12 protein-coding genes are annotated in these 15,563 nt (G+C 36.1%); 1 reads left to right on the top strand and 11 read right to left on the bottom strand.

Annotation, left to right across the window (positions count from 1 at the left end):
- Positions 1–3: 3 nt before the first annotated feature.
- From L3049_RS12595 to L3049_RS12575, 5 genes are all read right to left on the bottom strand, one after another.
- A complete protein-coding gene (locus L3049_RS12595; protein ID WP_275110175.1) occupies positions 4–1,032 on the bottom strand; it encodes a DUF6588 family protein in 1,029 nt (342 codons plus the stop codon).
- A gap of 178 nt (positions 1,033–1,210) precedes the next feature.
- Positions 1,211–1,765 (bottom strand): peptide deformylase, encoded by a 555-nt coding sequence (gene def / locus L3049_RS12590; protein WP_275110174.1) that lies wholly within the window; start codon positions 1,763–1,765, stop codon positions 1,211–1,213.
- A gap of 49 nt (positions 1,766–1,814) precedes the next feature.
- A complete protein-coding gene (gene ruvX / locus L3049_RS12585; RefSeq protein ID WP_275110173.1) occupies positions 1,815–2,237 on the bottom strand; it encodes a Holliday junction resolvase RuvX in 423 nt (140 codons plus the stop codon).
- 181 nt (positions 2,238–2,418) lie between these two features.
- Complete coding sequence (locus L3049_RS12580) at positions 2,419–2,706, bottom strand: hypothetical protein (protein WP_275110172.1); 288 nt, start codon at positions 2,704–2,706, stop codon at positions 2,419–2,421.
- 100 nt (positions 2,707–2,806) lie between these two features.
- Positions 2,807–3,580, bottom strand: coding sequence for a hypothetical protein (locus L3049_RS12575; protein ID WP_275110171.1), 774 nt, complete (start codon positions 3,578–3,580; stop codon positions 2,807–2,809).
- Positions 3,581–3,735: 155 nt separating this feature from the next.
- Here L3049_RS12575 and L3049_RS12570 point away from each other — a divergent pair, with 155 nt between their 5' ends.
- The gene (locus tag L3049_RS12570; protein WP_275110170.1) at positions 3,736–5,013 is read left to right on the top strand and encodes an LVIVD repeat-containing protein; all 1,278 of its coding nucleotides are present in this window, start codon (positions 3,736–3,738) and stop codon (positions 5,011–5,013) included.
- Positions 5,014–5,088: 75 nt separating this feature from the next.
- On the opposite strand, the gene L3049_RS12565 is transcribed toward L3049_RS12570, so the two are convergent.
- From L3049_RS12565 to L3049_RS12540, 6 genes are all read right to left on the bottom strand, one after another.
- Entirely contained in the window at positions 5,089–5,637 is a 549-nt protein-coding gene (locus tag L3049_RS12565) for a PepSY-associated TM helix domain-containing protein (protein ID WP_275110169.1), read from the bottom strand.
- 88 nt (positions 5,638–5,725) lie between these two features.
- Entirely contained in the window at positions 5,726–6,172 is a 447-nt protein-coding gene (locus tag L3049_RS12560) for a NanQ anomerase/TabA/YiaL family protein (RefSeq protein ID WP_275110168.1), read from the bottom strand.
- 118 nt (positions 6,173–6,290) lie between these two features.
- Positions 6,291–9,008: a pyruvate, phosphate dikinase gene (ppdK, locus tag L3049_RS12555; RefSeq protein WP_275110167.1), complete on the bottom strand. Its 2,718-nt coding sequence runs from the start codon at positions 9,006–9,008 to the stop codon at positions 6,291–6,293.
- Positions 9,009–9,325: 317 nt separating this feature from the next.
- Positions 9,326–10,339, bottom strand: a complete 1,014-nt coding sequence (locus tag L3049_RS12550; protein WP_275110166.1) for a dihydroorotate dehydrogenase-like protein — start codon at positions 10,337–10,339, stop codon at positions 9,326–9,328.
- Positions 10,340–10,724: 385 nt separating this feature from the next.
- Positions 10,725–14,264, bottom strand: a complete 3,540-nt coding sequence (gene nifJ, locus L3049_RS12545; protein WP_275110165.1) for a pyruvate:ferredoxin (flavodoxin) oxidoreductase — start codon at positions 14,262–14,264, stop codon at positions 10,725–10,727.
- Positions 14,265–14,332: 68 nt separating this feature from the next.
- Positions 14,333–15,520 carry an ATP-binding protein gene (locus L3049_RS12540; RefSeq protein WP_275110164.1) on the bottom strand — a complete coding sequence of 396 codons (1,188 nt, stop codon included), beginning with the start codon at positions 15,518–15,520 and terminating at the stop codon, positions 14,333–14,335.
- Between the last annotated feature and the right edge of the window lie 43 nt (positions 15,521–15,563).

Here is a 15,563-nt window from a genome sequence, read left to right as displayed (position 1 = left end):
AAATTATCTAAAACTAAAAGCGATACCACCAGTAATGGTATTGTATTCCTGCATGGTGTAGTCGGCGAAAATCTTAAAGAAACCTAGATTTAATCTAGTACCAAGTGTTGCTCGTACACCGCTAGCGTCAAAATCAACAGATATAGGATCAGTTAAAGTTTCTTTAACAACTGTCATACCCGAATTAACCTCTGTATACTCTACGATGTAAGTTCCTTTAATATCGACATCCATTTTGGCTTTATTGTATCCTACAGCTCCGTAAAACTCAATTAGTTTTAAATTAACGGAAGCAATGGCTTGGAATGTAATTGCGTTTGTCGAGAACTCCATCATTTGTCCAGAGCCATCAAAATCTGAGTCATCTTGAATATCGTATTCGGCCTTTAGATTGGTAAAGGCTACTAAAGCAGAAACATCAAAAGGCGTTTTATCAATTTTTAGCATTTTGCTAAAACTTTTCTGAAGACCAATACCAAACATACCTACTTCTAAATCTGAGGTTCCGACTTTAGGGAGATATCTAAGTTTTAAATCAGCATCGATTACTGGAATACCAATACCCACTTGCATCGTTACCGAAGGAACGGCACTCATTGGTAGGTCATCACCTATACCATCAGGAACACTAAAATTAGCAAGATCAAAACTTCCACCACCAGCATCAATTCTGGCTAGCAAAGTTTCATTATTATTACCACCCATTAAAGTTTCGATTTGAGCAGAACTTGCGCCACTTTGTAGGCTGATATTTTTGTAATCAGAAGCAACAAAATTAAAAGCCTCGTCCTTGCTAGGCACTTGTGCTAAATTAGCAACAAACGTAATATCGAAACCAAATTTTTTATGTGTTCGGGCAGTTGTGTACCAGCCGCTATTTAAACCATACATAAAGCCTTTGGCTACAGGATTTACATAGTTTTTTGTCAATTTAGAAGCATCTTCGGTTCCGGATAATAGAAACTGTTCAATGTCTTGGGCTTTTCCTAAAAATGGAGCAAACAATATTAGTAGTAAAATAAGTTTTTTCATCATATAGAGATTTAAATTAGATTTCAATCAACACCTGCTAGTACGCAGTTTTTTTCTTTTTGTTTAAGCAATTTGAAACAAAAACAAGTACAAGTCTCCCTTTTCAAATTTTGATTCGCATAGTATATTATCCGTGAGGGCATAAAAAAAACCCTACCGAGATGGTAGGGTTTAGAATTTATTTAGCGAGTGTAAATCTATATTTTGCTTTAAATTTACCCTTCGAAATACCAGTTAATTTACCTTTCAACAATCTCTTTTTTAGTGGTGAACAATGGTCAGTAAACATGATTCCATCTAAATGATCGTACTCGTGTTGAATAATTCGAGCTGCAAAACCTGAATATTCTTCATCATGAAATTCCCAGTTCTCATCGTAATACTCAATTCTGATTGTTTCTGGTCGATTAACATCTTCGTTTAAGCCAGGAATACTCAAGCACCCCTCTGACATGCTCCACTCATCACCCGAACGTTCTGTAATATGAGCATTAATAAACATCTTTTTAAAACCTTCCAATTCTGGCTCATCTTCAGCAAATGTAGATGCATCAAGTACAAACATGCGGATAGATTTTCCTACCTGTGGAGCTGCCAAACCAACTCCATCAGCAAAATACATGGTTTGCCACATATCCGCCATAAATTTTTCCAAATCAGGATAATCCTTATCAATATCCTTTGCTACTTTTCTTAATACAGGATGCCCGTATATTGTAATGGGTAAAATCATTATTTATTACTTAAAATCAACTGAAATTAATCAATTGATAGATAATTTATTAAAAAATATTTCTTTTTGCTTCCATATACGATTGTAGTATAATGGTTGCACTAATCTTATCGATAACTTCCTTGTTTCGTCTTTGTTTCTTGGACATTCCACCATCAATCATCGATTGAAAAGCAATCTTAGATGTAAAACGCTCATCAACCATTTCGATAGGCATTTTCGGGAATCGCTTCTTCAATTGCCCAAGAAAAGGTTTCAAATATTTCATTGATTCGCTATCCTCATTGTTCAACTGCTTTGGATGCCCCACCACAATACACTCAACATCTTCGGTCTCCATATATTTCTGAATGTAGTCCAAAACATCTTTGGCATGAACCGTATCCAATCCGTTTGCAATAATTTGCATTGGGTCGCTCACAGCTAATCCCACTCGTTTTCTTCCGTAATCTATAGCTAAAAGTCGTGCCAAATCTCTTATTTAAACTTATTTTGAATTGCAAAGATAAAATAAACTGTTTAAAATATTGTCTTTTCAACTCTTTATAAGTCGAAACGAATAGCAATAGAAGGCTTTAATCAAGTTTTATCGCTTAAAAAGACAAAGAATCTGAATATGTATGGAGGGATGAATTTTTGATTTTAGAACGAACTTACAATAAAAGAGTCTCAATTTCTTCTACCATTTCTTTGCGATCTAGAGTAAGAACACAAAAAGTATTGTAAACAGATATGAAACAATTCTTTTGAGAACCTAATTCCAATTTATTTGCTTTAAGTTCTTTTTCAATGCTTGATTTAAGCAATGGAGTCTCACAAATAAAATAAGGATCGATTTTCTGTTCGCCTTTGTGCACAATAAAAATACCTGGACGATCTTTTATTTCATCTAAGTTAGTGAATGGACCACGAAAAGAAAATCTTCCAATTTGAATTGACATTTTATTCTATTTTGGTGAATAAAAAAAAATCAGGACAAATCCTGATTTTTTTCAAAGTAAGCATAATCTCATAAAATTTAGCCATCCTAAAAGTTTTTTTTTAGAAAATTAAACCCAAATGAATAGATAAACGGTTGTATTCTTCTTTTAAATATTCTGTATCCTTAGTGTATGAATTCTCCCATTTATGCTTCATTTTCTGAAAACGGTAACCAATATTTAAAGTAAAACGATTATCTCCAATATTCCCTAAATTAAAACCAATTCCTGGATTAATTAATATTCCACCCACAGAGTTTACATCATCTTCTGAGTTGTGATAAAAATTTCTCCCAAATTGATTTTCCAATGCTATAGAATAACCCGATTGCAAATAAATAAACGGACTAATTCCATTTAACTTCGCTTGGTATTTTATTTCTCCAAAAACAGGCATGCTCCCACCATTCAAGGTTTCGTATCCAACACCTCCACCTGCGGATATTCCTGATTCAAAACGATAATTTCCAGAAACTAACATACTAAAAGGAGCATCATCTTCATTGCTTTTACCTCCAGCTAATACGCCCATTTTAATTTCATAACTCATTCCTTTTAAAGGCTGAACAATTGTATCTCTATAATTCTTAGGTAATTTTCTTTTTTCGAAACGAATTTCGGCAATATCTTCCATATCAAATTTCCAAAAATTCTTATCCTGAGTTTCTATTTCTAAAAAATCACCAGGTACTTGTCTAATTATTTTTCCTTGTAAAACATTTCCATTTTTTAAGGTAATCACATGCATTTTTTTCTGAGCCGATGTGCTAGAAACACAAAGCATCAATAAGAATATGACTAAAACTGATTTTAACACCACAAAAAGAGTTTTCATAATACGATTTTTTATTTTCTTTTATGATGATATACAATTAGAAAGGTTGCGTTGGGTTCAACAATAAAAAAAACAATTTTAAGAACGCAACCCTATGCATCAATTTGCATCTTGAAGAAAAACAAGTATTTAAATTGGCCTTAAAAATATTAATCATGAAAACAGTAAAACTTTTTACCGTCTTATCTATTTTTATTTCATTTCTTCTAGGAACTTGGTCTTGCGAAGATAACATTCAGCACGAATACACTGTAAATTCTCCAATCTACATGTCTACTGAAGAATTCAAGGCTGCAGTAAAAACTGAAAATGCAAGAGAATTATCAGTTGCTGGAAAAATCTACTTCTACCAAGATTATATCTTTGTTAATGAAAAATATGAAGGAATTCATGTTATTGATAATTCAGATCCTAGCGATCCTAAGAATATCAATTTTATTACAATACCTGGAAATATTGATATGGCTGTAAAAGATGATATTCTTTACGCTGATTCGTATACCGACCTAATAGCAATTAATATTCTTGATATTGACAACCTACAGATTGAAAAGAGGTTTGATGATGTATTCCCTTGGGTTCTCCCACCTACAGACAATAATTACAATTTAGGTGAAATTGATCCTGATAAAGGCGTTGTTATAGGATGGGAAGTAAAAAGAATAAGTGAAAAATACGAAGAACCAAAATACTATCCTTACTATGAGAATGTTATGTTTGACGCATCAAATTCTGCAGGAGTAAAAGCATCGAATGGAGGCACTGGTAAAGCTGGATCAATGGCACGATTCATGATCTATGAAAACACATTATTTACCTTAAATTCTACTTGGTCTTTAGCCCTTTTTGATATTTCAGATCCAAATTTGGTTACAAAAAATGGAACATTCAATGTTGGTTGGGGAATGGAAACCTTATTTGTCCACAATACACAATTGTTTATTGGCGCAAGAAATGGAATGTATATTTATGATATCAATAATCCTTTCTCCCCTCAATTGCTATCACAATACGATCATTTTATGAGTTGCGATCCAGTTGTTGTAGATGATAACTATGCCTACATCACCTTAAGGGCTGGTAATTTTTGTGGCCAAAATACCAGCCAATTAGATGTAGTTGATTTAAGTGATTTAAGCACTCCAACACTTGTAAAATCGTATGGCATGGAAAATCCTTATGGTTTAGGAATTGATGGTGATTTACTTTTTGTTTGTGATGGAACTTCAGGCTTGAAAATATATGATGCTTCAGATCCTTTAAATATCAGTTCTAACTTATTGAAGACTTATACTGACATAACTCCTTATGATGTTATTCCTTTGGGAAATATTCTAATTGTGGTGGGAACGGAAGGTCTATTTCAATATGATTACTCAGATATCAATAACATAAAACTATTAAGTACAATTGCCATTCCTGTGGAAGATTAGTAAACTAAATTAATTTCAACAAACAACAAAGGCTGCTTCTTTCGAGGCAGCCTTTGTTACGTACTTTTAGTTGATTTACAGAAAAAACCACAAAACGGAAGGAATAATAACACCCAACAAGGCCAATTTCCAACCTCGTTTTTTAAAACCACCTTTTCCTTTTGCAATTACCAATCCGGTAATACAAATCAAAAGAACGCATATTGCAAAAATGTCTGAATACCAAAGCCAAACATTGCTTGTCGACTTGTGCAAATCTACCATTTGACCAAGAACTGGTCTTGTTCTAAATCGTTCGATTTCACCCTCTCCTGTAAAAGGATTTACAAAGGCGTAAGCACCATCAAAATAAAGGTTATATCCTCCTCTTCTGTATGCGGTCCCCCTCAACTTTAAATCAATATTGTTTTCTTTTAAACTTTGCCTAAAAAATTCTTCAGTAATAGCATCTCTATCTTTTGGCAAATCAATTTTCAAGTCTATTGATTCGTAAACATAGTCTCTAGGATCCCAAGAATGACGATGATTAAGAGCAATACCTGAGATTGAAAAAGCAATTAATAAACCAGCATAGAAGTACGAAAAATCTCGATGCCAGTTTCTCATTTTTAAATTCCAATTCATTGTTTAACGTTTTTTTTGCAACAAAGCTGCTTTAATAATTTGTATTGATACGAAACCCACTAAAATTAATTAAAAGATCTATTAAAGATTAAGCGCGCACTTTCACAACAACTTTTCGAACTTTAGATATCTCATTTAGCTTAACACCAGGCATATGTAGATCATCAGGAAAAAAAATTCCAAAAGTACCTGCTTCGAACTTAATCAATGTTGATTCACCTTTGTAAAAAGAATAATCTCCCTCATCGTTCTGCTCGATCAATGGTTGATTGTTTAAAGTCGTAAGCCCAATTTTTTCATCTCCTGAAATAATGTATTGTATATCGATATACTTTTTGTGACCTTCTAGCTTACAATCCTCAATGTTCTTTGTGTCATATTCCTGAACCATTGCAAAAACATCATCGCCTTCAATTTTATAAGTTCCCAAATCAATTTTAGAGAAATCTGTATTGTTAATGTATTCAATCCCTTTAGCCAGTCTGGCACTTATATTTGAATAAATACCTAAGTTTTTAATTTTATCAACTACCATATATCATTTTTTAGTCAGTCGTATCTTTACAATACACTATTTGACATGAAATTTATTGATATAAAAGAAGGCTGTCTCATACGAGACAGCCTTTCTATATATTGAGAATAATATTCTCTTAGTTTTGCTTCAAGTTAGCTTGAGCAGCAGCTAAACGTGCGATTGGCACACGGAAAGGAGAACATGAAACGTACTCCATACCAACTGAGTTACAGAACTCAACTGATGATGGCTCACCACCGTGCTCACCACAGATACCTAATTTGATATCTTTACGTGTTGAACGTCCTTTTTCACAACCCATACGAACTAATTGTCCGATACCTTCCTGATCAAGAACCTGGAATGGATCATTCTTAAGGATACCTTTCTCGATGTAAATTGGTAAGAATTTACCAGCATCATCACGAGAATAACCGAATCCCATTTGAGTTAAGTCATTTGTTCCGAATGAGAAGAATTCAGCATGCTCGGCGATTTGATCAGCAGTCAATGCAGCACGAGGAATCTCGATCATTGTACCTACTAAGAAATCAACTTCGATACCTTTTTCAGCGAATACTGCAGCAGCAATCTCTCTGATAATCTCTTCCTGCATCTTGAATTCCTTAATCGTACCGATCAATGGAACCATGATCTCTGGCTTAGGATCTTTTCCTTTAGCTTTAAGATCACAAGCAGCTTCAAGAATAGCGCGAGCTTGCATTTCAGTAATCTCTGGGTAAGTGTTACCTAGACGACAACCTCTATGACCTAACATTGGGTTGAACTCGTGAAGAGACTCAACTTTTTTAGCTACTTCTTCTACAGAAACACCTAATTTTTCAGCCATTTCTTTTTGAGACTCAGCATCGTTAGGAGTAAACTCGTGCAATGGTGGATCCAGTAGACGAATAGTTACACCAAAACCGTCCATAGCTTCAAGAATTCCAGAGAAGTCTTCTCTCTGAACAGGAAGTAATTTAGCTAAAGCTTCTTTACGTCCTTGAACATCTTCAGCAAGAATCATTTCACGCATCTTCCAGATCTTATCACCTTCGAAGAACATGTGCTCTGTACGACATAGACCAATACCCTTAGCACCGAATTCACGAGCTGTTTTAGCATCAGCTGGCGTATCAGCATTTGTACGAACATACATACGTGTGTTACGCTCTGACATGTCCATTACCTTACCGAAATCACCATCTAATGAAGGAGTGATAGTAGCAACTTTTCCTTCGTAAACAATACCAGTTGTACCGTTCAATGAGATGAAATCACCTTCTTTATACTCAACACCGTTGATAGTCATTGAAGAACCAGTAACTAAAGTACCAGCAGCAGAAGAAATACAACATTTACCCATACCACGAGCAACTACAGCAGCGTGAGAAGTCATACCACCACGCTCAGTAAGAATACCTTCAGCAGCGTACATACCTTTCAAGTCTTCAGGAGAAGTCTCTCTACGTACCAAAATTACTTTTTTACCAGCAGCAGCCCACTCTTCAGCAGCTTCAGCAGAGAATACGATTTGACCAGTAGCAGCACCTGGAGAAGCAGGAAGACCTTTAGAAAGCTCTTTTGCAGCCTCTAGAGCTGATTTTTCGAATACCGGGTGAAGTAGCTCATCCAATTTGTTAGGCTCCTGACGAAGAATAGCAGTATTCTCATCAATCATACCTTGCTCTAACATATCTACAGCCATCTTAACCATAGCAGCACCAGTACGCTTACCAGAACGAGTTTGCAACATCCACAATTTACCTTGTTGGATAGTGAACTCCATATCCTGCATATCAGAATAGTGATCTTCAAGCTTCTGCTGGATAGTATCTAGTTCTTTGTAAAGCTCAGGCATCGCTTCTTCCATTGAAAGGAAATCAGCCTTACGAGCTTCTTCAGAAACACCACCACGCTCAGCCCAACGCTTAGAACCTACAAGAGTAATTTCAAGTGGCGTACGAACACCAGCAACAACGTCTTCACCCTGTGCGTTGATCAAGTACTCACCATTGAATTGGTCTTCACCAGTAGCAGCATCACGAGAGAAACAAACTCCTGTTGCAGAAGTCTCACCCATGTTACCATATACCATAGCTTGTACGTTAACTGCAGTACCCCAATCGTCAGGAATACCTTCCATTCTACGGTAAAGAATAGCTCTTTCAGTATCCCATGAATCGAATACAGCACATACAGAACCCCAAAGTTGCTCCCAAGGACAAGTAGGGAAGTCAACACCAGCGTGCTCACGTACAACTACTTTGTAACCTTCTACCAATTCTTTAAGGTCTTCAACTGTAAGTTCAGTATCTAATTTGTAACCTTTAGCTTCTTTCAATTTGTCAAGAACAACCTCGAATGGGTTATGCTGTCCTTCTTCAGCCTCAACACCCATTACTACGTCACCGTACATGTGGATGAAACGACGATATGAATCGTAAGCAAATTTTTCGTTACCTGACTGCTCAGCTACAATCTTAACTGTATCGTCATTCATACCAAGGTTAAGAACAGTGTTCATCATACCTGGCATAGAAGCACGAGCACCAGAACGAACTGATAGCAACAAAGGAAAACCTTCTTTTGCATCAAATTTTGCGTTCATAGCTTTCTCAGTATCAGCTACAGCAGCTTCAACTTGCTCTTTAATCATTGCTACAACAGCATCTTTTCCAAGCTTGTTGTAATCAGTACAAACGTCAGTAGTGATAGTGAAACCAGCAGGAACTGGTACACCAATTAGGTTCATCTCAGCAAGGTTAGCACCCTTACCTCCAAGCAAATTCTTCATGTCTGCTTTACCTTCGGCCTTACCATCACCAAAAGTATAAACGTACTTAGTACTCATAATTATCGCTTTTTAGTTTTAATGTTATTTCCTGCAATAAATAAAGGCATTCAATAACAATTATATATTAACTTATAATCTTCAAAATCTTAAATTTACGAGACTTTCTTGTCTAGTCAGTCTTGAAAATTGTACACAAAAGTAGTGTTCTTTTTTCAAAAAAGGAAGCAAAGAACACACAATCTAACTGTCTTTTTTCAAATGATTTAGACTTTTATTTTTCAAACGTTTGCAGATGTTTTCAATCAAGCTTAGAAACTAACAATCAATAAAAAAAGCCGATCAAAAGATCGGCTTTCAAATCCTGTTTTATCTATTTATCTCATTAGATTTTTATTAATTATTTCTTCTGGATGAAGGATATAATCCAGATATTGAGCTCTATAATAGATATCCGATGTCTTTAATTCTGAATCCGATAATTTCCCTCTAAACTCTTCAATACTTTTGTATCCTTTTTCATCCATCCAGTTTTCTAATTCCGAGAGAACTTGTGCAATATAGTCAGGCGTGTTCTTATAAAGAGCACTTACCATTTGAACAACATCAGCACCACACAATAGCATTTGAACAACATCTTCAAATGTGTAGATTCCATTTGTTCCACATAAATTTGCCGAAATCTTTTTATGAAGCAAGCCTACATAACGTATTCCTAATTTAAAATCGCCCTGATTACTCAAATTAAAATTCGTAACATGTTTTTCTGTTTGGATATCAATTTCTGGCTGAAATAAACGGTTAAACAATACAAATGCACTAGCACCAGCCTCATCTAAACGATTTACAAAATTCATTGTATTGGTGTAGTAAGGACTTAGTTTAATACTAAAAGGAATTTTTAATCGTTTTTTAAGAGTCTTAACGATTTTTACTTTTTCTTCTTCGATTTCTGTAGCCGTTTTTTCCATACTAGTCGGCATGGAGTAGAAGTTGAGTTCCAAAGCATCTACACCTGCATCTTCAAGTTGTTTTGCGTAATCAAACCAAGTAACATCGTAAATGCAATTTAAACTTGCAATGACTGGAATTGAAACATTCTTTTTAACATCGATAAGTTTTAGAATATGAGCTGTAGGACCTGCATGTTCGAGAGTAGGGAAGAGGGAGGTCATTTCTGCATTTCGTTCCGTATACAAATCTAACTCGTCGTCGAGTTGAGCCCTTTCCATCTGAATTTGCTCCTCAAAAAGAGATTTATAGACAATAGCACCAGCTCCGGCACGTTCCAATTCTCTTGCACCTTCAACAGTTGCCGATAGTGTGCAAGCACCAACAATAATGGGGTTTCTTAACTTAAGCCCCATGAATTCTACATTTAAATTTGCCATATGATTTTGATTTTTAAAATTTTGAGTCTTATTAAATTTAATAAATGGACATGATATATTCAACCAAAATACAATATTTAATATTCTGTATATCAATACAAAGACACAAAAGCCGCACAAATAAAGGACTCTGGAGTCTTATTTTTTCTCAAATAAATGGCAGAATAAAAAAGATCCACCAACTTTTTATTCTGCCATTCCGATCCTCAGTCATAATATGAAACCGGATCGTATCCATTAAATCATATTTTAATTTTACTAATGCATTACAATACAAGTAAAAGATAGACAAATGCTGATTACTAAACTGTCATTTATATGACATTAAAGCACAAAAAAAGGGATCCCAAAATTGGGATCCCTTAAAATATATTGAGAATAATATCTATTCTTCAGTATAATCCATAGCAGCTTGACGCTTGTAAGATTTATATCTCCACAATGCATTCTCCTCGGCAGCTTTGAATAACTCCTTAGCGCGCTCAGGGAATGATTTCTGTAATGAAGTATAACGAACCTCACCTAGCAAGAAGTCCTGGAACTTATCCCACTGTGGCTCTTTTGAGTCAAGTGTAAATGGATTCTTTCCTTCAGCTTCCAATAATGGATTGTGACGGAATAAGTGCCAGTATCCAGCTTCAACAGCTTTCTTCTCTTCCAATTGAGATTTACCCATAGAAGCTTTCAAACCGTGAGAAATACATGGTGAGTATGCGATGATCAATGATGGTCCAGGGAAAGCCTCAGCCTCTTTAAGCGCTTTCATGTATTGAGCATGATTAGCACCCATTGCAACCTGAGCAACATATACGTATCCGTAAGATGCAGCCATCATACCTAGATCTTTCTTTCTAACTACTTTACCCGCAGCAGCAAATTTTGCTACAGCACCAACTGGAGTTGCTTTAGAAGCTTGTCCACCTGTGTTAGAATAAATCTCAGTATCCATTACAAGAACGTTCACATCTTCACCAGAAGCTAGTACGTGATCAAGTCCACCGTATCCGATATCGTAAGCCCAACCGTCACCACCGAAAATCCACTGAGACTTCTTGATTAAGTAGTTCTTAAGATCTTTGATTTCTTTAGCAACTGCATGAGTTTCGTTTTCAAGAGCAGCAAGAACTTTCTCCGATGCAGCAACTGAAGCCTCACCATTGTTGATGTTTTCTAACCACTCAGTAAATGCAACTTTAGTGTCAGCATTAACCTCTTCGATAGCAGCTGTCATACGAAGCTCGATACGGTTACGCATCTTACGAACACCTTCGTTCATACCGAAACCGAATTCAGCATTATCTTCGAATAATGAGTTAGCCCAAGCCGGACCCTTACCAGACTTATCATTCTTACAATATGGTGTAGATGGAGCAGATCCACCGTAGATAGAAGAACAACCGGTAGCATTAGATACCATCATTCTCTCACCATAAAGTTGAGTGATTAATTTGATATATGGCGTTTCACCACAACCTGCACAAGCTCCGGAGAACTCGAATAATGGCTGAGCAAATTGTGAATTCTTCACATTGTTTTTAGGAACGAGCTCCTTATAACCAACTGTTTTGTCCATATAGTGCCATCTTTCTTTCTCAGCATCCTGAGTTTCCAGATGTTTCATTTCAAGAGCTTTTGCTTTTGGAGCAGGACAAATATCAGCACAGTTACCACAACCCGTACAGTCTTCAACAGCAACCTGAATACGGAAATGCATGCCTTTTAGTTCTTTACCTGTAGCTGGTTTAACAGCTGTTCCTGCCGGAGCAGATGCTAATTCTTCATCAGTTAATAAGAAAGGACGAATAGCAGCGTGAGGACAAACGTAAGCACACTGGTTACACTGAATACAAGTTTCATCTTTCCACTCAGGAACATTCACAGCGATACCACGCTTCTCAAACTTAGTTGTTCCGTTAGGGAAAGTACCATCTTCACGACCAGAGAATGCAGAAACAGGAAGATCATCACCTTTTTGAGCGTTCATTGGATCACAAACATCAGCAACGAACTTAGGACGATCATTGGAATCGGCAGCATCAACATCAGCGCTTAGCTTTTTCCAATCAGCTGATACAGGAACCTCGATAACATTTTGTCCACCTGCGTCAACAGCAGCGAAGTTCATGTTAACAACTTTCTCACCTTTGTTACCATATGATTTAACAATAGCTTTCTTCATTTCTTCAGAAGCCTGTTCGAATGGAATAACACCAGTGATTTTAAAGAAGGCAGCCTGCATAATTGCATTGGTACGATTACCAAGACCTAATTCTTCACCTAATTTAGTACCGTTGATAATGTAGAATTTAATCTCATTGTCAGCCATGTACTTCTTCATATGATCAGGAAGGTGCTTAATAGTCTCCTTAGCGTCATAGATAGAGTTCAATAGGAAAGAACCACCTTTTTTCAATCCTTTTAATACGTCGTATAAATAAACGTAAGCAGGAACGTGACATGCAACAAAGTCAGGTGTTGTTACAAGGTAAGTTGAACGAATTGGCTCATCACCGAAACGAAGGTGAGAAGCAGTAAATCCACCTGATTTTTTAGAATCGTAAGCGAAGTAAGCTTGACAATACTTATCAGTTGAACCACCGATAATTTTAATCGAGTTCTTGTTAGCACCTACAGTACCATCAGAACCTAAACCGTAGAATTTCGCTTCGTAAAGAGACTCAGAGTTCATCTTAACTTCTTCTAATAATGGAAGAGAAGTGAAAGTCACGTCATCAACAATACCTAAAGTGAATTGATTCTTAGGCTCGTTCATTGCAAGGTTTTTGTAAACTGCAATAATTTGAGATGGCGTAACATCTTTAGAACCTAAACCGTAACGACCACCAATGATAAGAGGAGCATTCTCCTCACCATAGAATACATCTCTTACGTCTAAGTACAATGGATCACCATTAGCACCAGTTTCTTTAGTACGGTCAAGTACACAAATACGCTTAACAGAAGCAGGAATAACTGATCTGAAATGTTTAGCAGAGAAAGGACGGTAAAGGTGAACAACAACTAAACCAACTTTTTCGCCATTAGCATTTTTGAAATCAACAGCTTCTTTAATAGTCTCGTTAACCGATCCCATTGCAATGATGATGTTTTCAGCATCCTCAGCACCATAATACATGAAAGGCTTGTACTCACGACCAGTAATCTTAGTCATTTCTTCCATATAGTTTGCTACGATATCCGGAACCGCATTGTAAAATGGGTTAGCAGCCTCACGAGCCTGGAAGTATACGTCAGGATTCTGAGCGGTACCTCTGGTAACAGGAGTTTCAGGATTTAGTGCACGATCACGGAAAGCTTGAAGCGCTTCGTAATCAACTAAACCTTTCATGTCATCCATATCGATTGCTTCGATTTTCTGAATCTCATGAGAAGTACGGAAACCATCGAAGAAGTTCATGAATGGAACTCTTGATTTGATAGCTGTAAGGTGAGACACTGCAGAAAGGTCCATAACTTCCTGAACAGAACCTGAAGCCAACATAGCGAATCCAGTCTGACGAGCTGAATACACGTCTGAATGGTCACCGAAGATTGATAATGCCTGAGCAGCAAGAGCACGTGCACTTACGTGGAATACACATGGTAAAAGCTCACCAGCAATTTTATACATATTAGGAATCATCAACAATAATCCCTGAGATGCAGTATAAGTCGTAGTTAAAGCACCAGCTTGCAATGCACCGTGAACCGCACCTGCAGCACCAGCTTCCGATTGCATTTCTACTAATTGTACTGTCTCGCCAAATAGATTTTTACGTCCTTGTGCAGCCCACTCGTCAACATTTTCAGCCATAGGCGAAGATGGTGTGATAGGGTAGATACACGACACCTCGCTAAACATATACGCGATATGTGCAGCAGCGGCATTACCGTCACAGGTAATGAATTTTTTCTCTTTTGCCATTTTACTCCTCCAATTAAAAATTTATTTATGGTAGATTTTATATATTTATTTTAATAAATATCAATTTGTTAATACAAGAAACCGAATAACCATAAAGGTATGGTGTTGCCTTCTCCACGTTCAATCATATCTGCTGCAACAAAGTAATCTTCAGTTCTATATTTGGATTCAACATCATTGTTACTACCAGAGATTTCAAAATTATATTGATTATTTACTAAAAAGTGACCTCTATCAGTACTTGCAATTTTTCGATTTGGACCTACTTGATTGTAAAAGAACGTTTCTCTAAGGTTAGCCTCATCTACATTTTCTGGCGAAATAGCATAAAGTAAATTTGTATTGTGCAGATAAACCTTGTTTGGTTTCTTTAGCTTTTCATCGTCTTCTTCAGAGCTGTTTAATAAGTGAATTAAACGAGCATTTTTTAAATACCTCAAATAATTCATAATGGTTGCTCTCGATGTTTCAACATCGTTGGCAAGCTTGCTTACATTAGGCTGAAATGGCACGTTGCATGTAATGATGTAAAGAAGTTTTTTAAGCTTGGTTAGATATTTTAGTTCGATTTGATTCAAATAAGTAATATCGAACTCCAACATCAAATTGATAATCTTTAAAAGATTATCGATAAAGCTTTTCTCCTCCAAATAACATGGGTAGTAGCCAAATTTTAAATAATCGTTGAAAAAAGCTAAAGGACGAACTTTCTTTAAGATATCCTCTACAATCACCTCATGATTTTCTAAAACTTCTTCTAAACGATATGGTGGAAAATTATTTCCTGATTCATGATTAAGGTATTCTCTAAAAGATAGCCCATTTAAATAATAGACATTAATTATATCTTTTAAATCCTCATTTGTTTTTACTCTAAGAATGGAAGATCCGGTAAAAATAATTTGCAAACCGGTATATTGCTCATAACACACTTTTAGATCTTTTGACCATTCAGGATACTTGTGTATTTGATCAAGCATTAAAACCTTACCACCCTTCTTATAGAATTCATCAACAAATGAAACCAATCCTCTTTCTGTAAAAAACAGGTTGTTCAAATTAATATAAAGGCAAGACTTATCGTTTGCATGGTGCTCACGAATATAATCCAGAAGAAAAGTTGTTTTCCCAACCCCTCTGGATCCCTTAATGGCTATTAAACGTTGAGACCAATCTATCTGATCGGCAAGCTCTCGTCTAATAGTGCCTTTTTTATTTTTTAACAAACTGTTGTGAGTCTGTACTAAACTATTCATTTTTTGTCGAATTTACCATGCAAATTTATAGAATAAAAGCGGC

The organism is Labilibaculum sp. DW002 (assembly GCF_029029525.1).
In the GTDB taxonomy this organism is placed as follows: domain Bacteria; phylum Bacteroidota; class Bacteroidia; order Bacteroidales; family Marinifilaceae; genus Paralabilibaculum; species Paralabilibaculum antarcticum.
Note: the sequence above shows the minus strand (reverse complement) of the source record. Positions and strands in the feature narration are given on the sequence as shown.

Excerpts from the sequence above, each read along its gene's own strand:
- nifJ (WP_275110165.1), bottom strand. The coding sequence starts at position 14,264 with ATGGCAAAAGAGAAAAAATTCATTACCTGTGACGGTAATGCCGCTGCT.
- L3049_RS12575 (WP_275110171.1), bottom strand. The coding sequence starts at position 3,580 with ATGAAAACTCTTTTTGTGGTGTTAAAATCAGTTTTAGTCATATTCTTA.
- L3049_RS12565 (WP_275110169.1), bottom strand. The coding sequence starts at position 5,637 with ATGAATTGGAATTTAAAAATGAGAAACTGGCATCGAGATTTTTCGTAC.
- L3049_RS12540 (WP_275110164.1), bottom strand. The coding sequence starts at position 15,520 with ATGAATAGTTTAGTACAGACTCACAACAGTTTGTTAAAAAATAAAAAA.
- def (WP_275110174.1), bottom strand. The coding sequence starts at position 1,765 with ATGATTTTACCCATTACAATATACGGGCATCCTGTATTAAGAAAAGTA.
- ppdK (WP_275110167.1), bottom strand. The coding sequence starts at position 9,008 with ATGAGTACTAAGTACGTTTATACTTTTGGTGATGGTAAGGCCGAAGGT.
- L3049_RS12570 (WP_275110170.1), top strand. The coding sequence starts at position 3,736 with ATGAAAACAGTAAAACTTTTTACCGTCTTATCTATTTTTATTTCATTT.
- L3049_RS12560 (WP_275110168.1), bottom strand. The coding sequence starts at position 6,172 with ATGGTAGTTGATAAAATTAAAAACTTAGGTATTTATTCAAATATAAGT.
- L3049_RS12595 (WP_275110175.1), bottom strand. The coding sequence starts at position 1,032 with ATGAAAAAACTTATTTTACTACTAATATTGTTTGCTCCATTTTTAGGA.
- L3049_RS12580 (WP_275110172.1), bottom strand. The coding sequence starts at position 2,706 with ATGTCAATTCAAATTGGAAGATTTTCTTTTCGTGGTCCATTCACTAAC.
- L3049_RS12550 (WP_275110166.1), bottom strand. The coding sequence starts at position 10,339 with ATGGCAAATTTAAATGTAGAATTCATGGGGCTTAAGTTAAGAAACCCC.